At 32.3% G+C, this 26,317-nt stretch carries 29 protein-coding genes and 5 pseudogenes; 11 read left to right on the plus strand and 23 right to left on the minus strand.

All coding sequences use genetic code 11. The features are described 5' to 3' along the window. Positions 1–343: 343 nt before the first annotated feature. Entirely contained in the window at positions 344–718 is a 375-nt protein-coding gene (locus ACFVQC_RS22025) for a hypothetical protein (protein ID WP_377891089.1), read from the plus strand. Positions 719–796: 78 nt separating this feature from the next. Here the strand turns inward: ACFVQC_RS22025 and ACFVQC_RS22030 are convergent, their stop codons facing one another. Next, a complete protein-coding gene (locus ACFVQC_RS22030; RefSeq protein ID WP_377890983.1) occupies positions 797–1,840 on the minus strand; it encodes an aspartate-semialdehyde dehydrogenase in 1,044 nt (347 codons plus the stop codon). Between the two features lie 129 nt (positions 1,841–1,969). Between ACFVQC_RS22030 and ACFVQC_RS22035 the strand changes: the two genes are divergently transcribed. Further along, positions 1,970–2,836 carry a LysR family transcriptional regulator gene (locus tag ACFVQC_RS22035; protein ID WP_264540788.1) on the plus strand — a complete coding sequence of 289 codons (867 nt, stop codon included), beginning with the start codon at positions 1,970–1,972 and terminating at the stop codon, positions 2,834–2,836. A 73-nt stretch (positions 2,837–2,909) separates the two neighbouring features. Here the strand turns inward: ACFVQC_RS22035 and ACFVQC_RS22040 are convergent, their stop codons facing one another. Both ACFVQC_RS22040 and ACFVQC_RS22045 read right to left on the minus strand, forming a co-directional pair. Next, entirely contained in the window at positions 2,910–3,515 is a 606-nt protein-coding gene (locus ACFVQC_RS22040; RefSeq protein WP_002148017.1) for a PRK06770 family protein, read from the minus strand. 76 nt (positions 3,516–3,591) lie between these two features. After that, positions 3,592–4,365: an HAD family hydrolase gene (locus ACFVQC_RS22045; protein WP_377899284.1), complete on the minus strand. Its 774-nt coding sequence runs from the start codon at positions 4,363–4,365 to the stop codon at positions 3,592–3,594. Between the two features lie 342 nt (positions 4,366–4,707). Here ACFVQC_RS22045 and ACFVQC_RS22050 point away from each other — a divergent pair. Further along, a pseudogene (locus ACFVQC_RS22050) lies at positions 4,708–5,458 on the plus strand (arginase family protein). Between the two features lie 40 nt (positions 5,459–5,498). On the opposite strand, the gene ACFVQC_RS22055 reads toward ACFVQC_RS22050, so the two are convergent. Together ACFVQC_RS22055 and ACFVQC_RS22060 are read right to left on the minus strand one after the other, a co-directional pair. Further along, the gene (locus ACFVQC_RS22055; RefSeq protein WP_377899328.1) at positions 5,499–6,158 is read right to left on the minus strand and encodes a chloramphenicol acetyltransferase; all 660 of its coding nucleotides are present in this window, start codon (positions 6,156–6,158) and stop codon (positions 5,499–5,501) included. Next, on the minus strand, positions 6,158–7,054 hold the full coding sequence (locus ACFVQC_RS22060; protein ID WP_377890986.1) for a CPBP family intramembrane glutamic endopeptidase: 897 nt from the start codon (positions 7,052–7,054) through the stop codon (positions 6,158–6,160). The genes ACFVQC_RS22055 and ACFVQC_RS22060 overlap by 1 nt, the downstream gene beginning before the upstream one ends. A gap of 384 nt (positions 7,055–7,438) precedes the next feature. Between ACFVQC_RS22060 and ACFVQC_RS22065 the strand changes: the two genes are divergently transcribed. Continuing rightward, positions 7,439–7,642, plus strand: a complete 204-nt coding sequence (locus tag ACFVQC_RS22065) for a cold-shock protein (RefSeq protein ID WP_377890988.1) — start codon at positions 7,439–7,441, stop codon at positions 7,640–7,642. An 86-nt stretch (positions 7,643–7,728) separates the two neighbouring features. Next, positions 7,729–7,914 (plus strand): cold-shock protein, encoded by a 186-nt coding sequence (locus tag ACFVQC_RS22070; protein WP_000286202.1) that lies wholly within the window; start codon positions 7,729–7,731, stop codon positions 7,912–7,914. 42 nt (positions 7,915–7,956) lie between these two features. Here ACFVQC_RS22070 and ACFVQC_RS22075 read toward each other — a convergent pair whose 3' ends face one another. Together ACFVQC_RS22075 and ACFVQC_RS22080 are read right to left on the minus strand one after the other, a co-directional pair. Next, positions 7,957–8,508, minus strand: coding sequence for a GNAT family N-acetyltransferase (locus ACFVQC_RS22075; protein WP_033718163.1), 552 nt, complete (start codon positions 8,506–8,508; stop codon positions 7,957–7,959). Between the two features lie 119 nt (positions 8,509–8,627). Beyond that, positions 8,628–8,795: a hypothetical protein gene (locus ACFVQC_RS22080; protein ID WP_002148028.1), complete on the minus strand. Its 168-nt coding sequence runs from the start codon at positions 8,793–8,795 to the stop codon at positions 8,628–8,630. A gap of 203 nt (positions 8,796–8,998) precedes the next feature. Here ACFVQC_RS22080 and ACFVQC_RS22085 point away from each other — a divergent pair, with 203 nt between their 5' ends. Further along, positions 8,999–9,547, plus strand: coding sequence for a hypothetical protein (locus ACFVQC_RS22085; protein WP_264540784.1), 549 nt, complete (start codon positions 8,999–9,001; stop codon positions 9,545–9,547). Between the two features lie 71 nt (positions 9,548–9,618). Here the strand turns inward: ACFVQC_RS22085 and ACFVQC_RS22090 are convergent, their stop codons facing one another. The 5 genes from ACFVQC_RS22090 to ACFVQC_RS22110 all read right to left on the minus strand — a co-directional run bounded on the left by ACFVQC_RS22090 (position 9,619) and on the right by ACFVQC_RS22110 (position 13,606). After that, entirely contained in the window at positions 9,619–11,013 is a 1,395-nt protein-coding gene (locus tag ACFVQC_RS22090) for a protoporphyrinogen oxidase (RefSeq protein ID WP_377899285.1), read from the minus strand. Positions 11,014–11,171: 158 nt separating this feature from the next. Continuing rightward, positions 11,172–11,321 carry an aspartyl-phosphate phosphatase Spo0E family protein gene (locus ACFVQC_RS22095; protein ID WP_219918382.1) on the minus strand — a complete coding sequence of 50 codons (150 nt, stop codon included), beginning with the start codon at positions 11,319–11,321 and terminating at the stop codon, positions 11,172–11,174. Between the two features lie 236 nt (positions 11,322–11,557). Then, positions 11,558–12,508 carry a hypothetical protein gene (locus ACFVQC_RS22100; RefSeq protein WP_002148033.1) on the minus strand — a complete coding sequence of 317 codons (951 nt, stop codon included), beginning with the start codon at positions 12,506–12,508 and terminating at the stop codon, positions 11,558–11,560. A 148-nt stretch (positions 12,509–12,656) separates the two neighbouring features. Further along, on the minus strand, positions 12,657–12,803 hold the full coding sequence (locus ACFVQC_RS22105; protein WP_258236994.1) for a hypothetical protein: 147 nt from the start codon (positions 12,801–12,803) through the stop codon (positions 12,657–12,659). A gap of 209 nt (positions 12,804–13,012) precedes the next feature. After that, on the minus strand, positions 13,013–13,606 hold the full coding sequence (locus ACFVQC_RS22110; RefSeq protein ID WP_219918380.1) for a helix-turn-helix domain-containing protein: 594 nt from the start codon (positions 13,604–13,606) through the stop codon (positions 13,013–13,015). 138 nt (positions 13,607–13,744) lie between these two features. Between ACFVQC_RS22110 and ACFVQC_RS22115 the strand changes: the two genes are divergently transcribed. Next, positions 13,745–14,632 carry a DMT family transporter gene (locus ACFVQC_RS22115; RefSeq protein ID WP_219918379.1) on the plus strand — a complete coding sequence of 296 codons (888 nt, stop codon included), beginning with the start codon at positions 13,745–13,747 and terminating at the stop codon, positions 14,630–14,632. A gap of 25 nt (positions 14,633–14,657) precedes the next feature. Here ACFVQC_RS22115 and ACFVQC_RS22120 read toward each other — a convergent pair whose 3' ends face one another. The 7 genes and pseudogenes from ACFVQC_RS22120 to ACFVQC_RS22150 all read right to left on the minus strand — a co-directional run bounded on the left by ACFVQC_RS22120 (position 14,658) and on the right by ACFVQC_RS22150 (position 21,225). Further along, a complete protein-coding gene (locus ACFVQC_RS22120; protein ID WP_219918378.1) occupies positions 14,658–15,167 on the minus strand; it encodes a GNAT family N-acetyltransferase in 510 nt (169 codons plus the stop codon). A gap of 172 nt (positions 15,168–15,339) precedes the next feature. Continuing rightward, positions 15,340–16,266: a GNAT family N-acetyltransferase gene (locus ACFVQC_RS22125; RefSeq protein ID WP_377891001.1), complete on the minus strand. Its 927-nt coding sequence runs from the start codon at positions 16,264–16,266 to the stop codon at positions 15,340–15,342. A 37-nt stretch (positions 16,267–16,303) separates the two neighbouring features. Continuing rightward, the gene (locus ACFVQC_RS22130) at positions 16,304–16,828 is read right to left on the minus strand and encodes a GNAT family N-acetyltransferase (RefSeq protein WP_377891003.1); all 525 of its coding nucleotides are present in this window, start codon (positions 16,826–16,828) and stop codon (positions 16,304–16,306) included. A gap of 325 nt (positions 16,829–17,153) precedes the next feature. Then, complete coding sequence (locus tag ACFVQC_RS22135; RefSeq protein WP_377899287.1) at positions 17,154–17,471, minus strand: heterocycloanthracin/sonorensin family bacteriocin; 318 nt, start codon at positions 17,469–17,471, stop codon at positions 17,154–17,156. Between the two features lie 478 nt (positions 17,472–17,949). After that, positions 17,950–18,297: pseudogene (locus ACFVQC_RS22140) on the minus strand (Ger(x)C family spore germination C-terminal domain-containing protein); the annotation flags it as partial. Continuing rightward, a pseudogene (locus ACFVQC_RS22145) lies at positions 18,297–18,560 on the minus strand (hypothetical protein); the annotation flags it as partial. The pseudogenes ACFVQC_RS22140 and ACFVQC_RS22145, both read right to left, overlap by 1 nt. A gap of 436 nt (positions 18,561–18,996) precedes the next feature. Beyond that, entirely contained in the window at positions 18,997–21,225 is a 2,229-nt protein-coding gene (locus ACFVQC_RS22150; protein ID WP_377891007.1) for an MMPL family transporter, read from the minus strand. A 122-nt stretch (positions 21,226–21,347) separates the two neighbouring features. On the opposite strand from ACFVQC_RS22150, the gene ACFVQC_RS22155 reads away from it, so the two are divergent. Continuing rightward, the gene (locus tag ACFVQC_RS22155) at positions 21,348–21,965 is read left to right on the plus strand and encodes a TetR/AcrR family transcriptional regulator (RefSeq protein WP_377891009.1); all 618 of its coding nucleotides are present in this window, start codon (positions 21,348–21,350) and stop codon (positions 21,963–21,965) included. A 132-nt stretch (positions 21,966–22,097) separates the two neighbouring features. Here the strand turns inward: ACFVQC_RS22155 and ACFVQC_RS22160 are convergent, their stop codons facing one another. Continuing rightward, positions 22,098–22,751 (minus strand): MBL fold metallo-hydrolase, encoded by a 654-nt coding sequence (locus tag ACFVQC_RS22160; protein WP_377891011.1) that lies wholly within the window; start codon positions 22,749–22,751, stop codon positions 22,098–22,100. 68 nt (positions 22,752–22,819) lie between these two features. Then, a complete protein-coding gene (locus ACFVQC_RS22165; RefSeq protein WP_002148047.1) occupies positions 22,820–23,227 on the minus strand; it encodes a GNAT family N-acetyltransferase in 408 nt (135 codons plus the stop codon). A 535-nt stretch (positions 23,228–23,762) separates the two neighbouring features. Between ACFVQC_RS22165 and ACFVQC_RS22170 the strand changes: the two genes are divergently transcribed. Next, complete coding sequence (locus tag ACFVQC_RS22170; RefSeq protein ID WP_377891014.1) at positions 23,763–24,203, plus strand: MarR family winged helix-turn-helix transcriptional regulator; 441 nt, start codon at positions 23,763–23,765, stop codon at positions 24,201–24,203. Between the two features lie 43 nt (positions 24,204–24,246). Continuing rightward, positions 24,247–24,375: pseudogene (locus ACFVQC_RS22175) on the plus strand (class I SAM-dependent methyltransferase); the annotation flags it as partial. 80 nt (positions 24,376–24,455) lie between these two features. Here the strand turns inward: ACFVQC_RS22175 and ACFVQC_RS22180 are convergent. Both ACFVQC_RS22180 and ACFVQC_RS22185 read right to left on the minus strand, forming a co-directional pair. Continuing rightward, positions 24,456–24,959: a GNAT family N-acetyltransferase gene (locus ACFVQC_RS22180; RefSeq protein ID WP_377891017.1), complete on the minus strand. Its 504-nt coding sequence runs from the start codon at positions 24,957–24,959 to the stop codon at positions 24,456–24,458. Positions 24,960–25,263: 304 nt separating this feature from the next. Then, positions 25,264–25,503: pseudogene (locus tag ACFVQC_RS22185) on the minus strand (GNAT family N-acetyltransferase); the annotation flags it as partial. 180 nt (positions 25,504–25,683) lie between these two features. On the opposite strand from ACFVQC_RS22185, the gene ACFVQC_RS22190 reads away from it, so the two are divergent. Next, positions 25,684–26,286, plus strand: coding sequence for a DUF2441 domain-containing protein (locus ACFVQC_RS22190; RefSeq protein ID WP_377899289.1), 603 nt, complete (start codon positions 25,684–25,686; stop codon positions 26,284–26,286). Positions 26,287–26,317: the final 31 nt, after the last annotated feature.

Genomic DNA, 26,317 nt, shown 5'->3' on the forward strand with positions numbered 1-26,317 from the left:
ATAATTCCCCCTCACACTGAATATATCCATATCATACCAAATGAATTTTATTCATTCTTGATGTTTTTCACTATCTTCCCTTCACGTCATCCCTTTTGAAAAATCTCAACTAATAATTATTTGCTAGCTAATTAAAACCTTGTTAATATTACCGTAATAGCAGATTTCCGTAATAAATTAGTTTGATATCAAATGAGCAACACACTCTATTGAACCCATTTATAAGCAATCATCTAGTTCATGAAATTAAGAAACTTACTTATCAGAACAAAAGGAGAATATATTTATGAGTAATTGCAAACCAATTGATGAATTAACTATTGAGGACCTAAAATAAAACCCAATATGGGAATGGGCAATAGATGAAGAAGAAAACGAAGAACGTGATGAAACATGGGTGAAACCAGCGGCAACTTCTAATTTTACAGAAGAGTTAAACGGTTCAATAGTACTAGGCAAATTACTCTTACATAATGGCGAGAAATTCTCTATGATGTGTGAAATTAATATTGAAAATGACGAGGTATTCCTTAGTTCTGTTGTTTATTATAACGAAATAGAAGATGAGTATATTGCTATAGAAGATGTAGTGAAAAAACTTGAACTACCTTTAACAATTCATATAAATCTTACTATTAATGAAGAACCTACAACTTTAATATTTTCTGCGAATAAAGTGGATATTTATAAAAATACTATAAAAACTAATTTATATTAAATTCTCACTAAAATAAGAACTAGGATACTTTTATAATCATTAGTTTCCTAGTTCTTATAATACATGTGTATGTCTATACTAAATAATCTCCTTTTCCACCAACGTCTCTGCGATTTGAACTGAATTCCAAGCCGCACCTTTTAATAAATTATCGGAAACGATCCAAAGATGGAAGCCTCTTGGTGTATCAGGATCTTTTCTAATTCTCCCGACAAATGTATCTATTTTCCCTTCTGCATATAATGGCATTGGATACAGCTGTTCACTAGGGTTATCCTGTAAAATAACACCTGGTGCATCCAGCAGTACTTCTTTGATTTCCGCAACAGTTGCTTCTTTTTCAAGTTCAATATAAACCGATTCTGAATGTCCTGATGCAACTGGAACACGCACACAAGTAGCTGCCATTTTCAAGTTTTGGTCTCCAAAAATTTTCTTCGTTTCTTGAATCATTTTTACTTCTTCAAATGTGAAATCATTATCTGTGAATATATCTACTTGTGGTAGTACATTAAACGCAATTGGATAATGTTTTTTATCTTTCTTCACTGGTAATATAGTACTCTTAAACTTTTCACCTGCAAGCATTGATTTAGCCTGTTCTTTTAATTCATGAATCGCATGGATTCCTGAGCCTGATACAGCTTGATACGTTGAAACGATAATTCGTTCTATACCAAATGATTTTCGTATTGGCTGAAGAGCTGTTACCATCTGTAATGCTGAACAATTCGGAACTGCAATAATACCGTTATGTTCCTTTAATGTGTGCGCATTTACTTCTGGAACAACGAGAGGTACACCATGTGCCATTCGGTATTCACTTGTGTTATCAATTACGACTGCGCCACTAGAAACTGCGTGATTGGCAAATTGTCTAGAAACTTCTCCCCCAGCGCTAAAAAAGGCAATATCTATACCTTCAAAACTAGTTGTTTTTGCCTCTTGTATAATTATCTCTCGTCCTTTAAATTGCACTACCTTACCAGCGGACCGTTTTGACGAAAGTAATGTAACTTCAGCTATATTAAACTTTGTTTCTTGTTCTAACAGTTCAATGATTTTCTGCCCTACTGCACCTGTAGCCCCAACAACAGCTACATGATAGCCCTTTTCAATCATCTTTTCTCCTCCAATATCGCTTGAATAAATTTCTTCACAACTTCATTTTAAAAGAAATTTATTCATTTGAAAAATTGAAATACATGATATAATCATTCACAAATCATGATAATAAAAGAGGTATCATTTATGGAAATGAGACATGTTAAAACATTTTGTGCCATTGTTAAGCACAGCGGTTTTTCCAAAGCTGCTCATGCGTTAGGTTATGCCCAATCTACTGTAACAACGCATATGAAAGCATTAGAGAACGATTTAAACATTCCTCTTTTCGATCGATTAGGCAAAAAAGTACTTCTTACAAAAGCGGGTCATCAATTTCATCCGTATGCATTAGAATTACTTGCTATTTATGAAAAAGCGCAAGAAATCCCTCAAAATAGTGATGATTTAGAGGGAACATTAACGATTACATCTAACGAATCATTAGCAGTGTACCGGTTACCACAATTATTACGTACTTACAAACAAGAAAATCCGAAAGTGAATATCGTTCTTGAAACAAATACAAACGAGCAAGCAATGAAAAAGCTACGTGAAGGAGAAAGCGATGTTATCTTCCTAATTGGAGAAAGTATAGAACATAATGATTTTATTACACGTACTTTTAGTAATGAAACATTTGGATGGATTTTACCGGCTTATTCCTCTGCACACGCAAATCCATTCCAGTTATTACAGGACACCCAGTTTATTTTTACAGAACAAAGCTGTGGCTATAGACCGATGGTAGATCGTTTTTTACATCAAAGCGGGAATATTCCAGATAAAACATTTGAAACTTCCAATGTTGAAGTAATTAAACAATCCGTTATGTGTGAGTTAGGCATTTCAATTCTTCCTTATATTGTTGTACAAGAAAGTTGTCAAAAAGAACAACTATGTTTTCAGCCTATCGAAACTCCAGCCGTTATTCAAAGTCATGTAATCTATCATAAATCTAGATGGATCTCCCCGGTACTACAGTCGTTTCTTTCCTTACTAGAGCGAGACTAAAAATATTAAAAAAGTGCATACAAAAAAGAGTAACTGCCTAAAAAGCACTTACTCTCTTTCATTGCTAAGTATATTATTTATTAGCCTGTCCCCCACCTGCAATTAATTTGCTACCCGAATATGTACCTTTTTGCATAAACACTTGATTAATTAATTCTTTTTGTTCTGCTTCTGACATTATTCCTTTCCCTTCTCCTAAGTTCCCACTTTGCAATTTCCAAATCTTATTGTGATCCGCATCGACTTTTTCATATTTTCCTTGTTTCCATCGTTCTAAAATGTCAACATATGTACTTCCCTGTACAAGATCATTGCTCTTTACAATATCAATTAAACTTTCAATACGTTCTTGTGTGATAAAAATATAGCCCCACTTTTGATCGGCTTTCGTTTTTTGATGTGCCATTTCATGTAATGCTGTCTGTATGTGCTCATCTGTCCATTTAAAATTTTTATTAAAACCGCTATTTGGTAATGAATGATTGCCATTTTCTAAAAGCTTCGCCTCTTCTGCTTTTACATTAATATCAGCTAACACTTCTATTGCGGGAGCTGCTGGTGTTGTCTTTTTCGCAGCTGGTTTACTATTATTTAAATAATACAGCATACCATATGTTAAACCTACTCCAATTACTGCCATACCAGCTATAATACCGATTATTTTAAATAGTGTTTTCATCTCGCTTGTTTCCTCCCAAATATCCCTTTTCATAATTTCTATCTATTAAAAGCAGGTGTAGCATATTTTTTTCATACTAATTAATATAAATATAACTATTACTTTCCAAAAATGTAGCAACGCCATCTTCATCGTTACTTTTCGCAATAAATTTAGCAACTGATTTTAATTCCTCAACAGCATTACTCATCGCTACACCAATCCCACACTTCTCTATCATTTCCATATCATTGTAGTCATCTCCAAATGCAATCACTTCAGATGCGTCTCGATTTAGATGCTGTAGAACATGTTGAATGCTATTCCACTTCGAAACTTCTGCATGCATGATTTGACACAATGTTCCGTCATCTGTAATGACTGCATTGCACTCAATAGGCAATTCTTTAGTGAAATCCTCATTTATTGGTCCTTTCGTACAAACTATTACTTTCGAAGCTGTTTCAAAGTTCAACTCTCTAATATCCATAACTTCACACAGTACATTACCGAAATAATCAGTAACATCAAAATTTGAGTACAGTTTATCATTTATTTCAAGGCAAATCTGATGGAGATTATATTTTTTTGCTATTTCTATAATCTCTAAAACGTTATTTTTAGAAACTTTCATTTCATATAAAATATCATTACCTTTAAGAACAAGCGCTCCGTTATAACAAATAATAATCTCATTCTTTAACACGTTGGGAATATATTGGTTTATAGCTCTTGGAGGCCTTGCCGTAGCAAAAATTAGTTCGTCTCCATTATTTTTGCACTCCCTTAAAATATTAATAGATTTCTCTGAAATTGTTTTATCACTTCTTAATAAAGTCCCATCAAGATCTGAAATTATAATCTTTTTCATGTTTTCATTTATTCCCCCTTCAAAAATTATACTTGATACAATAAATACTAGTTGAACTAATCTACCTTATACAGGCGATTGATCTCCCACCTAACTTCTTTATCCCAGCTTGATTTTGAACCTTACTACCAGTTACCGTAAATACTAGATAACTCTATTACATGATTACTATTTCCTAAATCATATGTATATTTCCTTATATTGTATTTCTTTTCTTTGTAAATTGAAAGATTATTCTGTCTAAAAATACCTTCTTTTTCAAATGCAAATTCTACTTTAAGCATTTCATTTTAAGTTTATAAAAATAAATGTTAGCCTAATATTTAAAGGAGATGAATAAATATGAGTTTATTGTATAACGGTTTAACATTTTTAAACTTTGATGATACGTATTTATTACAAAATAAACTACATTCTTATTCTCATGAAGATATTGATTTTACTCATTTAGAGCACTCAAATCTGTATTGTGAAAACCCTTCTTTAATGCATATAAAAAGGAATTACTTTTATTGGTTCTGGAAATTATCATTATGTATCTTATTTATTACTAGAAGAAATTAAAAAACCATTTAGCCTTATACTATTTGACCATCATACTGATATGAACTTAAAAGGAATGAATAAACAAACTCTTATTTCCTGTGGGCCATGGGTATCGTTTGCTCTTCAAAATAATCATAAATTAAAGAAAGTAATTATTATTGGTCCTTCTTCTTTAACAATTCACTCTAATGATTGTTCATGCGTAGAAGTTTTCCCGATAGACATATCCCATGAAATATCCGTATATACACTCCTTTCACATATTCATACAGAAATAATACATGTAAGTGTTGATAAAGACGTTTTAGATCCAAAAGTAACTATTACAAATTGGGATCAAGGACATATGAAACTACCTAAACTTTTAAAATCTATTCATACTCTCATTATGAATAAATCTGTTTATGGAATTGATATTTGTGGTGAACTACCAGTTTATCCTTCTCAACTTTTCTTACCTAAATATACAAACGCTATTAAAAAAAATGAAACAGCAAACTTACAAATTTTAAAAATAATATATAATTCGAATTTTACATATGCATAAAAAACAACGAGTGCCATTTATGACACTCGTTGTTTTCATACTATGCACGATGTTCTTGTAACCACTCCGTAATAGCATCTAACCTCGAAACATCAAAACGTCTATCTTCACATACGTTTAAGCTGTTTAAACTTTTCACAATTTCTAATTCATTCGACTTTATACTTTTTGCTTCAATCCATTTACAGTACCCGTCTGTGACGGTATTTAAATTTTCATAATAACGCCGCAACGGTTTTGATATATGTAAATGTTTTTCAAAGTTTCTTCTGCTTCTCGTCTCATCAAATTCTTTCCGTTTTCTAAGTTCTTCATCATTCGTGTACAAATAAAAATATTGATCTGGAAAACCAATTTCCCTATTTATCATCTTTTCTTTATAAAAGTTTTCTATTAAAGATAAGGGCTGATTAAATATATCAAAATGAAAACACCAATTATAACTAAGTGGCTGATATATATCCCCATCAAGTATTACTAATTCATATTGCTGCGACTTTTGCACTGCTATATTCCAGCGCTCTACTTGTTTTTCAAAATACCATGTTCTATGTTCATTTTTTGGTCTTTCAAATAAAAAATTCACTTCAGGTATAATGAATGCTCCATAATTGTTTTCTAGTTTACGGCATGTGCTACTCTTACCAACAGCACTCGCTCCCTCAAACGCTATAATCCCCATAGTTTCCCCCACTTTTATTAACTAAAATCTCGTTGTTTCGCTCTTCTCCCCCATAACTGTCTCCATAAAACAATTGAAGCGATAGAAAGCATTATTGTTGTAATAATACTACCTTCAATCCCAAATGAGCCTCCATGAAGGACTTCATTGCCATTTGTTACAGGTTTAAATAGTGGTGTTGAATATATCGTCATTCCACTAACAGCAAAGCCATAGACGTTATATTGCGCCCAATTCCAAATTGAATGCCACGCGCATATCCCCCAAAGACTACTGTCTTTTAAAACGTAAAATGCTGCAAATACACCAACTAATATTATATTCGATATTGAAAGAATTGTAATTCCTGGATTAAGCAAATGAAGAAAACCAAATAAAAAGGACGTCACAACAATCCCAATCCATATACGGCTTCTAACAGAAAGAACTGGGAATAACCAACCTCGTACAACAATTTCTTCAGTGGCCCCTTGTATTAAAAATGCGACTAAAGACCCTGCAATACCAAATATAGCTGTCAGCGTAATTTCTTGCATTTGTAGTTTTACATTTCCTGTTAATACGAGTAAAATTACTGGTATCGAAATGAAAATAAACCCTAATAGTGCCCCTCTCAAATACTTTCTCATCCATTGCTCATTCCAAAAACCAATAGATGAAAATGATCTTTTCTCAACAAATTTAATCCATAAAAACACAAAAAATATAGCCCCGCCAAACGTTAATATCATCTCAATATTGTTATACATCGCCTTCATAAAGGTTGTTTCTGTTTTCGGTAAAAACAGCATAAATAACATAAATAATTCACCTAAAGTTAAAAATACAATAGCAAGTATGACAGCGAAAACAGGATGAACTTTTCTTCTTCCTTCTTTTGCTGCTTCAATTATTTTAAATTGTTTATTTTGCAATATTCTATCCTCCTAATTATTGTAATCATCTGTATTCTTAAAATATATATATCATTTCCCTTAAACATACTTCTTTATATAAATGATTTCTGTTTGGAATACATTCAGATTAGGAATAATATATAAATAAAAAAGATGTCTTTGCGCCTTTTACCATTATCGCCCAAATTACTCACTGGTATTACCAGCACTTGCTATTTCCCACCATTTGTTGTAAGATAGTAATTAAGGTCAATTTAGTACTATATTTTCTTTGCATATTATCAAGTATCAATCAGGAACATTTTGTACTCCTTATGGGTTTTTGATAATATGTGAACTTTTATTTTCAATCGAATAAGGCCGATCATATTGTAATCTTTTTAAATTTTAGGAGGCATTACCATGACATTAACAGGTAAAGTAAAATGGTTTAACAGCGAAAAAGGTTTCGGTTTCATCGAAGTTGCAGACGGTAGCGATGTATTCGTTCACTTCTCAGCTATCACTAGCGACGGTTTCAAGTCTCTTGACGAAGGTCAAGAAGTTAGCTTCGAAGTTGAAGACGGTAACCGTGGACCTCAAGCTAAAAACGTTGTAAAGCTATAATTCAATCAATAAAAAGGTTGTTAACCGAGCTGGTAACAACCTTTTTAATATATAACTAAAAATTTTTACATAAAAGGAGTGGTTACATGTATCGCAATCGAAAGAACGATGTAGCAGAAGTACCACCAGAACAAACCCCTGTTTGGGAATGTGAATCAGAGGATTGTTTAGGATGGATGAGAAAGAACTTTTCATTTGAAGAAGAGCCTAAATGCCCTTTATGTAAAAGTAGTATGAAAAGCGGAGAACGTTTATTACCTAAAATAGGTTGATTTTTACAAGCCCCTCTTATTTTAAATAAGAGGGGCTTTTTATTAATAATGAATATCCTCTACATCTGTTCGTACAATAGAATACATTAATGCATCGTGTTGTTTATTTCCTTGATGAATATATCCACGTAACAGCCCTTCTTGTTGAAAACCTAATTTAGATAACATATTACACGAAGTTATATTTTCAGGATATGTAATAGCTCCAATTCTAAATAATCCTAAATCTCGAAATCCATAAGTAATAATTTCTCGAGCAGCTTCAGAAGCATAACCCTTCCCCCAATAACGAGGATGCAAATCATATCCAATCTCTGAGCGTTTACTCCAAAGTTGTAAATTATTTAATCCAATTGTTCCTACTAAAGTATTTGTGTCTTTTAATACAATGCCCCAACGCATTGCCTTTTTCTCAAAGTAATTTTTCGAAAAAGATTCAATCATACGTGAAGCTTGTCCAAACTCAGTAAAAGAATTCATACCGTAATAACACGTTACCTCATCCAATGAGAATATTTCATATATTTTTTGACAATAAGATTGTTCTATTTCAACTAAGCGCAAGCGTTCCGTTTCTAATATAGGAAATGCCATAACCATAGGATCACTCCTTTCTCTCTACTAATTTATTATAGCAGAAAAAGTATTTATAATTAGGAAAGTCCTCAATGTCCCACAAATCAAATATTTCTAGCGCCGCTTTTCCTCATTTTCTATTTATATGCAACTAACGCCCAATGACATGGAGCTGTTTGTCTCCAGTTTACACTTGAAAACCCAGTTTCTCTTAGAAGAGTATCTAACTCATTAACGAAAGGATATACTTCTGTACTATCCCACTTCTTCCCAATTCGTTCTCTCGCTTCAAGAGTACGTAACAATTACCCCCCCTCCTGTTACTCTTTTCTCATCTTCACTTAAAAATATGTTTTATTCTTTTCATTTCTATCACTCCGCTCGTACTAAGCTATTTTATAATTTCGATAACATATCCACCTTTCCCTTCTAAAACAACAACCTAATCCATACATTCATGTTAAAATATAGAAAATAAGTTTTTTTATTATGGAGGTGTAAAATTCCTATGTATATTTTCATCGGCTTATCCCTCTTGCTCATTTTACTCATTTTTTTATTCGCAAAAAAATTCACACCAAGCTCATTTATGATGACAAGTTTTAAAGGAAATAGCTTTAAGACATTTTCAGTTGGTATATTAATCGCTGCCACACTCTCTCTTTCATACGGAATGTATCACGCAGCAACATATCAGCCTAGATATTTAGATATTAAATTACAAAATCAAAATTTCACTGTTTTCGGTAATGTTGGTGAGTTTGGTTATTTCTCAGAGGAATTACTAAAAAAAGATGCAGAAGTTGAACTGTATTTTGTCTCTTGGGAAACATTACAATTAAATAATCCAGAAATAATAGTAGACTACCCTTCAGGCAAACAGAAAACATGGAAGCCTAATATAACAATAATACCTACAAATAAATTACAAGAAGAACATAATATTAAAGAACTTTATCAACTCTCACCGTATTCCTTTGAGGAATCCGGAAAAATAACTTTAACTATTAAAGAGAATAAAACATCTCATAAAAAGATTGCAATTAATGTGAAATAATTACAAATAAAATGTCCCTCCATTATGTTGGAGGGACATTTTATTTACATATGTATTCAATATTATTATTTTTACTGTTCATTCAATGTCGCAATTATTTCATTGGCAGTATTCTTTCCGTTTCCAATACAAGCACCAATTCCTACACCGTAATATGAAGCTCCAGCTAAGTATACATTAGGATAAAGAGCGGCCAATTTTTCTTGTAATGATTGAACAGCTTGATTATGTTCTAAATGATATTTCGGCATTAAACCTTTCCAATTTGTAACTTCAATTACTTCTGGTTCACCTTGAATTCCAAGACTCTTTTCAATATCATGTAAAGCTACTCGTACTAATTCCTCTTCACTATAACTTTTGATCGTTTCATACACTGGATTAGTACTCTTATAAAACATTCTTACTAATAGCTTTTGTTTACCCGATGTATGTTTCCACTTCCTGCTTGTCCATGTGCAAGCATCACAATGTAAATCACTGTTTTCCATTACGATAAAACCTGTGCCGTCAGCCGGTAGTTGTTCATCTAGTATGTCAAAACCTAAGTAAATACTTATAAGCGATGAATTTTTAAATTTATTAAAATGCTCATTTAACTCATTAGACTGTAATAAAGTTTGTGCGATATCATGTGGAGCTGCTAAAACGACATAATCAGCTTGTATTGTCTCATGATTTGTAAAAGAAACCTCATATCGATCCCCTTTTTTACTTATCGCTGTTGTTACAGCACCTTTTTTAATGACAGTCTCCTTCAGCACTTCTTCTAAGCGATTAATAATCGTTGATAGTCCCCTTTTAAATGATACAAACTTTTTATTTCCTGCTGACTGAAATTGTTTTTTATTCTCTTCAAAACCTTTAATAATACTTCCGTATTTATTTTTATACTCAAGTAAATATGGTAACGTAGATGCCATTGTAAGCTCATTCAATTTACCGGAATATACACCTGAAAGCACAGGTGCAATTTGTCTTTCCACTAACTCTTTCCCTAAAAAACTTTCTAAAAATACAGCAAGTGATGTATCCTTTGTAAACTCCTTATTTTTCGTAATAAAATCTTTTAAAGCAACGACTTTCCCTTTTTTTGAGACTAGCGTACTGCTAAATAATGATTCAACACTCATAGGAATCCCGAATATAGTGTCAACAGGAATTGGATGTAATATGTTATCAGAGTATATGTAAGAAATACCTGTTTCGTTATATACCATTTCATTTTCTAAATTTAAATCTTTTACAAGCGGCAAAACATGTTCATTACGAGCTACGATAGAATCTGCTCCAGATTCCATAATAAAATCATTTTCTTCCACACTGTGGATTTTACCACCTAAATACTCTTCTTTCTCAATAAGGATTAAATTTAAATCTATATTATAATCCTTCTTTAATTTTTCTAAATAAAACATAGTAGAAAGTCCAGTAATACCTCCACCGATGACAACGACTGTTTTCATATTTGCTGCGCTCCTAACCGATACAATTAATAATTCCTTTATTATTATAACCAAAAATTATCATAGTCGACTAGCAGCTTGCGCATTCTGTAAGAAATTAGACAATATATATGAATAAAAAAGAACTATAACATATTCAACTCACGTCATAGTTCTTTCTATTTTAAAAACATAAACCAATTTATTAATTTATCTATTTCTTGGCTGAGTTCTATTACTTTTTCATGTTGAAGTCCATAATTTGAGACTAGATTCAATAATTCTTCTTTTTTCATTTCAATTACTTTTTCTAACTTCACTAATTCCATGTCGTCTTTATTCGCTCCAATTTTAAAATATATGTATTATAGTATAGCCTACTTACATAATAAGTAAAAGTCTCATACTAATGTAAAATCTTACATATTTGAAAAAACAATATACTACTAACAAAAAAAGAGACTTAAACTAAGTCCCTTATTACAGAAGAATTTCGTATTTCTATTAATATGTTACTAAACCTTATGAATTTGTGCCATTTACTCTTATTTAAATTTAGAACCTGTTACTCATTAATAATACAACGGAATTTATCTAACGTGATATTTTCATATTCTGGGACTCTTTTCAAGTGGTCAAAATAACTATATGAAAATTTAAATATATGTCCAAAATCCCAATTTAATTCATTATAGTCTTTAAGCCAAAATACGTTTTCTATCGGAAGTGTATCAACTTGTTTTGCTTGTATGAGAGGTAGATGATCTACTGGAGAATTCAATATTAATTGCGCATTTGAAGTTAAATTACGACTTTCTCTAAGTACATAAACTAGCTTTATTAGTGGCTTTACTCCTCGTTGAAATAATTCTATATGTCCTAAGTCATATAATATATTAATTGCATGCGAAAAAGTAAGCATATGACCAATTAAATCGTGATGTGATTCCGCCCTATATATAATATTAAATTTAGATAACTCATTTAAAATAAATTCAGATAATTGTTTTGGGTTTTTAATTTCACTTTGCATCTCATCATTATTTATAATTAGTTGCTTTACTTCTTTAGTTGTAAAACCAATCCAAGATCTACCGGGAATTGTTTTTTGAAACGATAATATAAGGTTTGCTATATTATTAATATCTTGCTCACTCCCCCAATGACCTAACTCCTTAATGGCTAGTAAACTTAAAGAAGCGTAAATTACATTATGACCAACCCAATGGAGTTCATCAATCGTTTGTTCCAAAGATTTGATTATCGTTTCTTCAGCACTTTGATAATCAACACCTTGTTTATTATCAATTGTTTTGCCTAACCTTTGCTTATGGAGCATCATTTTCGCCTGAGAATAAATGTGACAGGCCGTTTTTTCATCAATGTTATTGTTTTTCGTAAAAAAATAACTAGCAATTGCAGCTGCTCCGAAATGTGCATACCAAATATCATTTGTTTCTTTTTTACATTGAGATATAATTGAAAGCCCATCTTTTAATACACTTATATTTTCCATCTCTATTATCCCCTCTAAACCCTAATAAAAATGGCCTTATAGCATCTACAAAGTCGCCAAAAAGCCCGGTAAAACTCTTGAAACGTTTTCTCCTTTACAGTTATAAATTTAAATTGACCCTGCCGCTCAACAATAATTAAATCTGCTTCTAACAATATTTTGAGATGATACGATCGATTAGACTCATCTCTAATGTAGTCTCAATTTCTCTACAAGTATGTTTGTTTTTATTATGAAATAAATAACGAACAATTTCGATACGTTTCACTTCTGCTAATGCCTTAACTATTTTCACTCTGTGTTCATCTGATTTTTTTATTTGATAGTCATTGAACTATCTTATTTTTGTTTTTTTGTCAAATCCCTCCGCTTACTTAACATAAAAAGTAGAGAGTAAATGTGTATGTATTTATGGGAGAATATTCAATTACACACGCACCTATTTACGTAATTCAAAATTGCTAGCATGTTACCACTTTGTATTTCCCTAAGGCGGATACACCCTTAACTTAATGACGGTGTTAACACAAATAAGATATGATTCATTTCACTACTCTTATTCAAAAATCTATGTTTCACGTTCGGGGGAATACGCACAACGTCCCCTTCTTCTAAAAAATATTCGTTCCCTTCCAATTCCACATATACTTCCCCTTTCATTACAACCGCAATCTCTTCCTTATCTTCATGTGAATAATGACTTTCCGTCGTATTTGCATGTCTATTTAAATCCATCATTAACATTTCAATACGAGCTTTCATAAAGTCTGGTGTTAATACATCGTAAACAATATGATCATTATTTTCTCGGTAAACCTTTTTACGATCTGTTTTCTTAGAAATGAGTGAATCTGTATCAATATCATTTATAAAAAGTGTAAACAGCGGTACGTTTAATGCTTTCGCTATTAATTCTAATACACTTAAAGAAGGATTAGCATGTCCCCTTTCAATTTGACTAATCAGTGAAGTACTGATTCCTGCATAATCAGCAAATTCACGAATTGTCATATTATTTTTCTTACGATAACTTAAGACAGTTTGACCTAATCGATAATGAATCATAACAAAAACTTCCTTTCGTCTATCATAGTGCATGTTTTATCCCTTTTGTGCTGACATACTAAACAGAGACAATTAATCCTTCCTTATCTCATTAAAGACTTATATACTAACTCTTGTACATTATATTATATACAGTTCATTATAATAAACAATATATCGGAGAGACAAACTTTGAAATCACCTATTCTTTCATATTTCATCTTATTTTTCGGCGTGTTTGCCTTATCAACTTCAGCAATCTTTGTAAAATTAGCGGATGCCCCTACAGCAATTACTGCTTTTTACAGATTATTGTTTGCAACGTTAATTCTTATTCCATTTCTAATATTTAATAAGGATAATCGAAACGAATTACGCTCTTTATCAAAAAAACAATGGGGATTCGGACTATTATCCGGATTATTTCTAGCAGCACATTATGTACTATGGTTTGAATCATTACAATATACTTCTGTAGCAAGCTCTACAGTTATCGTTACGTTACAACCTTTATTTTCAATGCTTGGAAGCCATTTTTTATTTAAAGAAAGGTTTACGAAAGGTGCCATTATAGGGTGTCTCATAGCAATTTCCGGAAGTATCGTAATTGGATGGCAAGATTTCCAAATTAGTGGAGAAGCATTATACGGAGATATTTTAGCTTTCATTGCAGCCGGAGTCATAACAGCCTATTTTTTCATTAGTCAACACGTTCGTAAAGATTTATCTCTGATACCATATTCAGTAATTAGTTATGGCAGTAGTTCACTCGTTCTCGGTATATTTGCTTACTCGCAGCAGTCATCTTTCTCCAATTACTCAGCACAAACATGGTGGTCCTTTATAGGCTTAGCATTCATTGCAACGATTTTAGGACAAACAATTTTCAATTGGTTATTAAAATGGATGAGTACTACTGTTATTTCAATGAGTATTTTAGGAGAAACGATTGGAACGTGTATATTAGCGTATTTCATTTTGAATGAAACGATTTCGTTACAACAAGGTGCAGGTATTTTACTTATTTTTATTGGATTAACATTATTTTTATTACAACCGTATCCTAATAAAAAAGCATGACATTGTATTGTCATGCTTTTAACTATTAATTATGTACAATCAAACCACCCGGTCTAAAACGACTCATCATAATTTCATTAACAAATTTCCCATGAGCCTTCAAATTCCCTACCTTTACACCCTCTTCTATAAATCCAAATTTTTCATATAAGGCTTTCGCTCCAGGGTTCGTTTCTAACACACCAAGCTCTACTCGCTCTATCATTAACCAATTGTCAGCAAGATCCAGCATTTTTGTAAGAAGTGCTTTTCCTATTCCTTTATTGTGATATTCGCTGTCTACTCCAATAAATAAATCTCCTGAGTGAGATCTACGTCCAGGACTTTGGGTTAAACCGACAAATCCAACAACTTCTCCATCATATTCTGCAACAAATTCAAATTGATTTGGTGCTAAATTACGAATTCTATTCTCCATCGCATCTACACGCATACTAGGTAAGAAAACCATATAAGGTAAAACATCCTCTTGAATGCATATACGATGAATTGCTCTAGCATCTTGTAGTTCTACTGCTCTAATGTTAATCCCCATCTTTTCCCCCTCCATTCAAATAATCATATAGATATTCTAATATGCAATGCGAAAATCCTTCCTAACCTTAATTAATCATGTTATTTTTATATAATTATTCCAGTATAATAACATTTTTAAAACTCAACACTTTTTACTCTAAACCACTTAAAAAAATCCAAGCGATTTTATTTTAACTATTCACCCGATTATACAATTCAAGTAGTTCCTCTACAGCAATATTATTTATTTTCATACCTGTTATATCACTATTTTGTATTTCAACATTTTTAAGATTACAATTAATTACTTTACTACCTTCAAGATCGCATCTTTCAAAAGAAATAGACTCCTTACCTTCTTCAAGGCTCGTATCTTTAAATTGAACTCCACCTAAAGTCACCAAATTAAATTTACTGCCTGAAAGATTTAAATCTGCATATGAGGAGTTCCTTAGATTTATATTTTTAAACTTTGATTGACTTACATTACAATTACTCATGTTCATATGCATTACATTGCTATTAACAAATGAACTATCCTTTAAATTCACCTGATAATACTCTGTATTTGCCAAATTACAGTTTTCGTATTGCCCACTTTTCATATCTTTATTTTTAACTAAGTTCTCTTCGCTTGAATCTGTCTTTATTCTTTTTACATAGCAATATTCATCTTCTGTTTCAAAAATTGTCTCAAAGCCCATTTTTTTATAGAAATGATGATTATTAACTTGTCTACTAGACGTCTCAAGATCCCAAATCCTTACGCTTGGAAACTCTTCTTCTATAAACTTAATAGCCAGTGATCCAATCCCTATCCCCTGATGAATAGGATCCACAAATATACGATCAATTCTACCGTAAGACTTACCAGAAATCGTAACTATAATTCCACCGACAATTTCTTCATCCATTCTAACTTTAAAATAATCCAATTCTTCAATTGAATATATAGTCATCTCAACTGAAGAATATCCTGGTGGCTGAATGTTATAATCAATTACACCATCTTGATCACACAACCATTGTTTTGCTTCTTCATCAAATGTTCTTTTCATTATTTCTGTTAACTTTTCAGCATCTAAAATTGTAGCTTTTTCAATAGATATTATCGTCATTTCATTTTCCCCTTAATTTTCATAAACAAATTAGTTACTAATTTACTTTCGTTTTTATAAATTTCCCCATTATTACATATGGAACATCATCTTTACTTGGATGAAAGGGTTCCAATACATTCACCCAACCTAATTTTGCATATAAAGAACGTGCCTTTTCATTGTTTATTTGTGTTGTTAAAACGCTCGTTTTATTTGGAATCCCTTCTAATAATCCATTATGTAATTTCGTCCCAAGCCCCTCATTTCGATATTCTGGGTGAATTGCTAACTCTACAAATTCAAAACAATCTTGTAGCCATCGGTCTACTTGTTCCGAATTTAATGCTTCTCTCATTAATTGATTATAGTACTGTCCTTCCAAAGAACGATAACCATAAGTAAAACCAACTACTTCATTTTCATCATTTATTGCTACTGCTCCTTTAAAATCTGTATATCCCATATGTCTTGTAATTCGTTCTACCATTTCATCAAAATTTGTTTTATTAAATACTTTACAATATAGTTTTGCCATATTAATAATTATGGCTTCATCTTTTCTTATGGGTAATATTGTCATTTTATCACTCCTATTTTTAGTGATTGTATTTACCAGCACTCGTAAATAATTATAAAATAGAGAATTTTTCATTTCTTTTTTTATATTAACCTATTATTCATTATAAGTGTTTAATTATTATCATTTTATCAAATGACATATCAACGATATTTTATGTCTATTTCGCATAGGTGTTAGCAAGTTCGTTTGCAAACTTGTTAGTGCTTTTTACAAAAATTGTATAATACTTCACGAAGTAGGAATCCGTTTTGATCAACCTTTTTTCAAAATGGATTCCTTTTGTCTCTTATCAAATAAGGGGTTGTAAAGCATTTCTGATTAAACTTTATCCAAATGTTACAATAGTACCAGTAGTATCAGTAGTACCATTAAAACAATTAGAGCAACCACCGCAACCGCCACAACCACCACAACTAAAGCAACCGAAGCAACCAAAACAACGGAATCCACCACAACGACCACCACCACAACCGCCACAACGACCACCACAACCGCCACAGCGACCACCACAACCGCCACAGCGACGAGCATCACCTTCAATATAGTAATATGGATATTGGTTTTGCTGGTCCCAATACACAACATTTCCAGATTGATAACCATTAAGGCTTAACGCTTGTAGTTCTTCTTGAAAATTATTCATTTTCATGACCTCCGTTTATAAACTAAAACCCCATCGATACTTTCCTATAATTCTGTTCGTTAAATCTAAGTAGAAATAGCGCCATAAACTAAGTTCAATACGTACACCAACAAAATATGACCTATCACTAGATGATGCACCTTGTTCATATGCCTATTTTTATGTTATTTTTACTATAGGCTCATTTTTATAAGTGGAAATTATAAAATATGAATTTAAACAATAACATTTAGACTTAAGCTATTATTTTCCAGTTCCATAGTCGTATATTCCATAATTTTGTTTGGTCATCTTCGTATTTCCAATAAGGAATCCCGTCTTTATTTTTCTTCGCCTCAATATCTGCTATATTAAAACGGAATATTTTTATTCATTTACAAAACACAATAAATCTGCACAATAAAAAGCTCTGGAGCATATTCAAGAAACAATTCATACTTCAGAGCTTTTGTATATTTCATTTTGTTCATTCGTTAAGCTAACCATAGTCTTCAATGGTTAGCTTAACATTATATTTGATAGGTGTCTTACTAAACACTTCATCCCAATTTTTTTCAACTTTCTTCCATACTTTTGGATACTTGATTTTCAAACTAGTATTAAAGCCAGCAACATCAGTTTTATATTCCTTTTGAATTTTGTGTAATTTATGCTTCACTAACTGCCTAACTTCTTGCTGAGCAGATTGCTCCGCTCTTTTGAGAAATGTATTTTTAAATGCTTCCTCTGACTCAGACCAGTTTTCGGATAACCGTCCCACAGACTGCACATTGACATCGAAAGAGATTTTATCCCCTTTAACATGGGGCGTAATTTTACTTTCCATGATTTCAAAATGTGCGTATCAATAAGATCTTTATTTGACAGCCCTTCAACAAAGACAAGAACTGCCCGAATGCTAGTCCCGCCGATATTAAATTCTCGACAATAAACGTCCGAATTATCAAGAGCTTGTTTTTTTATGACCTCTAAATCTAAGTTGAAATCTCCTGTAAAATAATCTTCAGAAACCTTTGTCGCGTTATTCTCATATGTATTTCCTTGTTCTTGGCTTTGATTAACTATTGAATCCTGCGCTTTCACCTTCATCACTCTTTCTCAAAAAACTTCCTATACTAATCTTCTTAACATGTCAATATTTATTCTCACTTAAGTCCCCCGTATTGTTCGTTATATTATTCTTTTTCTAGTGCGCGAATCCAACTAAAGAATCTTGAAATTATATATGGAATAAAAAGTACGATGAAAGCTTGTATAAAAACTTTCCACTCAGGTACATAAGAAACAATTGTGTCCCACATTTTTATCATCCTATAACAATACATGATTTTAGAAATCCTTCACTCAATTGGAATTTATTGTTAATTGTTATGTCTGATAAGAAAAATTTTGATGCACTTAAAACCTCATGTTACATTTCCTCTTTATTTTTCGTTGCATATTCAAAATGGTCATTCTTTATCAGAGAAACAAAAAAGAAGGTTGCCTAAAAATCAGTTTTACTGACTTTATCGGCAACCTTCTTTTATAAAGTATCTTCTTTTTGTAATTGCTTTTCTTCTTTCCAAAGCTTTCCTGGCCAAAAAGCGAAGCGTCCTAATACAACTGTAATTGCTGGTACTAGTAATGGTCTTACAATAAATGTATCAAGTAAAACTCCAATTGCGGTTACAACACCGAATTGAACAAGAACTTGAATTGGTAACGTACCTAACACTGCAAAAGTTCCTGCTAAAATTAAACCAGCTGATGTAATTACACTTCCTGTTTGTATAACACCAGATTTTACTGCATCTACATGATTTTGTTTCTTTCTATTTTTCCATATTTCAGAAACCATAAAGATATTATAATCTTCTCCTAAGGCAACTAAAAATACGAATGCATATAACGGTATCGCACCTTGTATTGCGGGAGCCCCCATACCGAAATGCAGTAAGACCCAGCCTGCTCCTAATGCAGAGAAGAATGATAAAACGACAGTTACAATTAAGTAAATCATCGCAACGATTGAACGTAAATACACGAGTAAAAGTAAAGCGATGATACTAATCATAACCGGAATAATAACCGCTTCATCACGTTCAGTAATTTGCTTTGTATCATATAAGGAAGCTGTTTCTCCGCCAATCCATAAATGATTCTCAGCTTTACTGATTCCTTCATCTTTTAATACCTTTTCTACACTATTTTTCAATTTAGGGATTTGATCTAATGCTTCAATTGAGTATGGATTTTCCGCTAAAGAGACTTCATACATTTGTAATTGATTATTTTCTTTTCCCTTCATTGGTTCTTTCACTTTATTAACAAAAGATAATTTCTCTATTTCTTGTTTAATAGGTAAATCTTTTCCCTTTGAATCAACTACTATCTTTACTGGTGCTAATTCTCCAGCTGAAAAATGATCCGTGATTAATGTAAATCCTTCACGTGATGGCATATCTTTCGGAAATGATTCTAATAAATCGTACGTGTATTGAATACGTGGTACAAATGAAGCCAATCCTCCTAATAAAAATACAGTTAGCATAATAATTGTCCACGGTTTACGTACAACAATATCACCAAGCTTTTTACTAAAGGCCCCCTTTGTAGTTTTTACTTTTAAAACTTTCTTTTTCGCAAACTCTTCATTCATTGCAGTTGTTCTCGGTATGAATGGGAAGAATGCAACTCTACCAAAAATCAATAAAAATGCCGGAAGAATTGTTAATGCAGCGATTCCCATTATGAAAACAGCAACACTAAATGGTACTGCAAATCGATGAAACGCTCCATAATGTGCAAGTAATAATGTTCCTAATCCTAATACTACAGTTAGTGCACTCATTATAATTGCTCCGCCTGATGCTTTTATCGCAAGTTGCAGTGCTTTATATTTACTTTCTTCTTCTAACAGATACTCCCTATATCTTGAAATTAAAAATAGACAGTAATCCGTTCCCGCTCCAAACAGTAAGACAGTCATAATCGATATAGCCTGTGCATCTACTTTAATCCATCCATTGTCTGCTAAAAAGCCCAGTGTCGGACTGATAATTCCATATGCAAAGCCAACAACAAGTAAAGGTAAAATTGCTAAAATTGGAGAGCGATACAATAAAATTAATAAAACCAATACAAGTAATACAGTAGCAACTAATAATTTCACATCAGCTTGACTAAATAAACTTACTGCATCCGTTTGAATACCTACAGGTCCAGATAATCGAACATGTAAACCAGAGTCGGTAATTTTTTGTTTGAATGGATCTACATCCACCTTACTATTCACTATTTTTCTTAAATCTTCAAGATTCCCTTTTAATATATCCGTTCCAGCTGATTTATTAAAAAATACTGGTGTAACAAATGATGTCCCATCTTTTGATGCACTTTTTGATAATACTTGCTCTGGAATTGTATCAAATGGTGGTAATGTTGATTGTTCTTTTAAAGGACTGTCCTTTAATTCTTTATAAACGTCTTGTATGAGTTTATAATCCTTTGACTGTAATCCACCCTCTCGATGCCATACTACTAACAACGGATTTCCTGCATTATTAGGAAATTCTTTTTTCATAAGTGCTTCAGCTTGCTGTGACATAGCTGTTTCAGGTAAATTTTTCGGATTCGGTTCTTTCATACTGTTTACTTGTGGCAACGTAAATGAAAGTACTAATGTAATAAGAATCCAAATCGATAAAGTTATCCATTGCGTATTCTTCCCTGCTACAAGCTTCCCTAACATATTTAACGGGTGCTTTTTCATAAAAACCCACCTTCCTTTTTCCCTCCAATATTAATTATATATACTGGGAGGTTAATTAATCAAGAATGATTAAAAAATTATGTTATAATTATCTCAATAATAAATGTCAGGAGCGAATGTATTTGGATCAAAAACAACGTCCTCTCGGAAGGCCTCGCCAAAATAAAAATACAAAGTCTACAAAAGAAATCATTTTAGAAGTTGCAACTAGGTTATTTCTCACCCAAAATTATCAAGTTGTTTCAATGGATGAGGTCGCGAAAGAATGTGGTGTTACAAAAGCAACCGTCTACTATTACTATTCAACAAAAGCGGATTTATTTACCGCTACTATGATTCAAATGATGGTACGAATAAAAGAAAATATGGATCAAATCCTCTCTACAAATAAGACTTTGGAAGAAAGATTATTGGACTTTGCTACAGTATACTTACACGCAACGATGGATATTGATATGAATAATTTTATGAAAGATGCAAAACTCTCTTTATCTGAAGAGCAATTAAAGGAATTAAAAAATGCCGAAGATAACATGTATGAAGTATTGGAAAAAGCACTTGACAATGCGGTGGCCCTTGGAGAAATACCTAAAGGAGATCCTAAATTTGCTGCCCATGCGTTCGTAGCTTTATTATCAATCGGGAATTTTAAAGATGAGAATCACAATCCTACTCTTGCAAATATAGATGAATTAGCAAAACAAATCGTTTCGTTTTATTGGAATGGGTTAAGTCATTAATATGTAATACATTTTCCAAAATAAAAGAGCATGTTTGGAGAAATCCCTTCAAACATGCTCTTTTATTATTTATATACTAATAATTAAATTATACTTTAGCATTATTTAACAAAGAAGTCTGATCTTCACCTTCTACAATTTTTGAATTTGTGCATGTATATTCCCCTTACTTAATCCCCCATGATAACAAACTACGGATTCAATTTCTAAATTTAAATACTTCATCAAAGACTGTTGAGCTTCCTTAATATCCAGAGTAGTTGGGGCGTGAACTCCTCCTAACATTCCATTCACACTGTACATGGAATCCCCAGCGATAAGAGTTTTACTTTGTTTCAAATATAAACTAATATGACCGGGAGTGTGCCCTGGGGTATGGAGAATAATAATACCACCGCAATATGGAAGTTCTTGCCCATCAATCACAATCTCACTTACTTTTCCTTTTGGTAGGTTCTCTAAATGTGCACCTTTCAATAATGGTAAATCCCCTTCAATATAAGGTTTATCTAACTCGTGTGCATAAATTTTAATATTACTTACACCGTTCTTCAATAATTCAGGAAGACTCCCTATATGATCTATATCCTGATGTGTCAAAATGACGACTTTTAACTTATCAAAAGATACCCCAACTCTCTCCATCTCTACTTGTATATCTTCAATTTGTCCAGGGAAGCCAGTATCTATTAATATTGCCATTTCATCATCCCATAAAAGAATTGGATGAATAATAAATTCTTGAAATTCAAGGTGTAGCATTTCTACTCCTTTAGCAATCTCCATACAGCAATTCTCCTTTATAATGAAGTTTGAAAATATGTACGAGTACACCGAAAATATACACGGACCCGCTATCTTATAATATGTTTTGTCATCCCAATAGAGAATGCCTCAAACCCTATAGATTCATAGTAAGATTGCAAATTTTCTACACACATAAGTTGGGGAATGACCTTGTTTTGTTCACAGTGCTGGATTAATCGTTTCACTATTTCTTTTCCAATGCCAACGGACTGATACTTTGGCAATACACATACACCACAAATAATGCCCGTTATTACACCATCTGATATTACTCGTCCCATCCCAATTAATTGTTGCTCTTTAAAAGCATAAATTGCATACCAACTTTGTTTACACATTTGTTCCAATTCATTAACCGTTAATTTCAGAGAATTCCATCCTAAAGATTCGTATAAAGCTAATAATTCATTGAAATCTGTTGGATGTTCAATTGTGTAGCTTATTTTAATTTTCATAAACTCCTCCCTATTTACTTGTATTCCCTATTAAATTATTTTATTAAAAATTTCAAGCTGTCATCAAATTAACTAGAACAAACTTCAATAAGAAAAATAGAATCCCTTCTCAAAATAAAAAGAAATTATCTCACCTGAGATAACTTCTTTTATATAAATCTATCATTATATTATCAACCAAAAATTATACAGCTACATACGATAAGAACAAACAACACCAATAAACTATTTGAGAAATTACCCATTGAATACTGCCCCTTTATTTACTTATGTAAAAGATTTTACCATAAAATTATTTACAGCATAATATCTGAAAAAGACATTGCATTCATTAGTTATGTATATTTAGTAATATTTTATTTTTGGCCCTATTCGCCTTTCCTAAAATCACTTCTCATCCTTCCCTTCTTTAGTCCACACAATTACTAAAACAACAAATTAGTAAACATTAATTTACTATAATAAATAAAATCATTTGATTTATAGCTAAAATAGCAATAAAATAGTGACTAAATCCAAAAAGGAAGCGAAAACAATGTCCCATAAAGAATTATTAAATGAATACATGAATTTATTATTAAATATGTCAGGTACTTTCAAATTACTATCAGAGAAATCTCCTGAATTTACACATTTAGAGCAACACGTAGTGGAGTATATCGCCCAGCAAAAAGTCGCTGTAAATTTAAAAATGATTGCTAGTTATTTAAACATACCTAAACAACAATTAAGTGTAACCGTTCGTAATTTAGAGAAAAACGGATACATTGTAAAAAAACAAGATACAGTAGATAAACGAGCCGTTTTAATTTCCCTAACAGAAAAGGCTGAAAAGGTGCACTATGAAAAGTGGAAACAAATATATAATAATTTCACAGATAACCTTGAAAAACTTTCTGAAGAAGATCTATATGATTTAACTTACGGACTGTATAAAACAAATAAAATGCTATCAAAAATGCTAAATAACCACTAATCATATATAAAAAATATTTTTATTATTAAACGGAGGATGCTCCATGGTTAAAGAAATAGATTTACAATCAGTTCAAGGTACTATGCTTATCCCCCTATGGGGACGAGCATATGGTAGTGAGAACAATAAGGATATTTTAGATGATACGGAAGCTATTTGGATTATAAATCAGTTCTTTTATCTTTATCTGGATTCTCGCCCAAACTAATGACCTCTTCTCCTTTTCAATAGTTTCGATTTAGGTCGGGATTTCTAAAGATCGCGTACATTCCAAACAATCTCACCGCGCTCGTCCCACGTACTGTGATGCCGCTCAAATCCTATCTTTTCTAACACCCGGAAAGACGCAACATTCCAAGCACCTACAGTCGACCAAAGTCTGTGGCGCCCGGTAGCAATCGCAGCGTCTAGCACAACGGATGCTGCCTCAGTCGCATAGCCTTTACGATGAGCACTGCGGAACAACTCGTATGCGATCTCCGGCTCTTCCAGTGTGGAACGACCGATAATCAAGCCACAGTATCCGATGAAATCACCTTCGTCTCGTCGGCGAATGGTGAGAAGGGAAATGCCATTTTCGACTGCTCTCTTGCGCATCTCGATAAGCTTGCTACGAACGGCGTCAAGGGTTGGCATATCCACACCACGTTCGCCAATTAATTTTCTCATCCAAGCTGAATCAGATTCCTCCCACATACTCAGGTCAAGTCGTTCGGTTTTCAGCTGGAACTCCATAGCTTTAAATAAAGCTGTCATAGCGGAAACCTCCTAGTTATGTTACTGCACTCATAATAGTCATCAGGTTGGAAAACCGGTTGATTCGCGAATCAACCGGTTTTCCAACTCTCGCGAGAGTTTATAGCACAGTGTACAAAAAATTAGTGTTATTTTATGCATAAGTACTTACCCTACCAAATAGACCTTTTTGTCAAACTTTTTTCAAAACTAACTATAATATAAAGGCAAAAACATATTGTACATATCAAATAGGTCCTTGCCTTTACTTTTATTGACTTCAACAACTATAACCTAAATATAATTCGGACGAGGTCTTTTTTATTTATCTTTCAACTAAGCTAATTGCTAGCTCACGTTTGTATCGAATAGATGTGAAACCTTCGCTTACAGGTAGCCCATAAGCTGGTCTTTCATCTTGGTATTTAAATCCAACTGATTCATAAAATGGAATTCCCATATCATTATCTTTTGCAACTGAAACCCATTGCTCTTTTGCACCACGTTCAATTTGATCATTTGTAATTATAGAAAGTAATTCTGTACCAATGCCTTCTCTTTTTCTATAGTGGAAACCTCTTCGTAAGTGAACAATTTGTGAACGTTTTTTGAAACAGTTTCAAATACCTCCCCTACTTTTCACTCAAATCTACTTAACTTACTTTATAACTTTCTATTTGTAGAGGTTTTATATATTTAAATGTTGAATTACTAAATTTATGACACTTACCATAGGAGGTTTAACATGAATGAATCTGAATTTTACTCATATCACATCGTTACAAAAAATAAAATGAAACTTGGACAAACAATACACTTTGACAAAAATCAAACTAATACCTTATATCACTTCTTTTTTGAAAGAGAACAATTAAATTCTAACAGTGAAGATTCTATTCAAATTTTAAAAAATCATTATACAAATGAAGAATTACATATAAATAATGAAAATGCTAGAGTAGTTATGAATTATATAGATCAAACAATTAGAGCGGTTAGAGAAACTATTGTAGAAATGGTTAGACTGCAAGAATTTCCTGAATATCCTTCAAGGTTGTCTTGCTTATATGCTTCCAAAAGCTATGAAGCTGCTTTGAAATGGAAAGCGCTATTTGATTCTTACAATCGAGAAGTTTTGCAGATTGTTAAACTACGAGTGATCGGTAGTTATTTTGAAGGTGACGGAAATCTTTTACCGAAAGAAGATGGTATTCCTTTCGCTCAAAAAATTGAACAGGCTAGAGAGTATTGGAAAGGAAACGTTAGAAATGAACTTCCTGAGCTATTAATTAATGGGAGAATTGAAGTGGTAGAAATTATTGATGATTTTCCCCAAATTCTTATCTAATTCCTGACTAAATATTATAGGATGGAGATTA

The organism is Bacillus sp. NPDC057893, from assembly GCF_042796455.1.
GTDB lineage: Bacteria > Bacillota > Bacilli > Bacillales > Bacillaceae_G > Bacillus_A.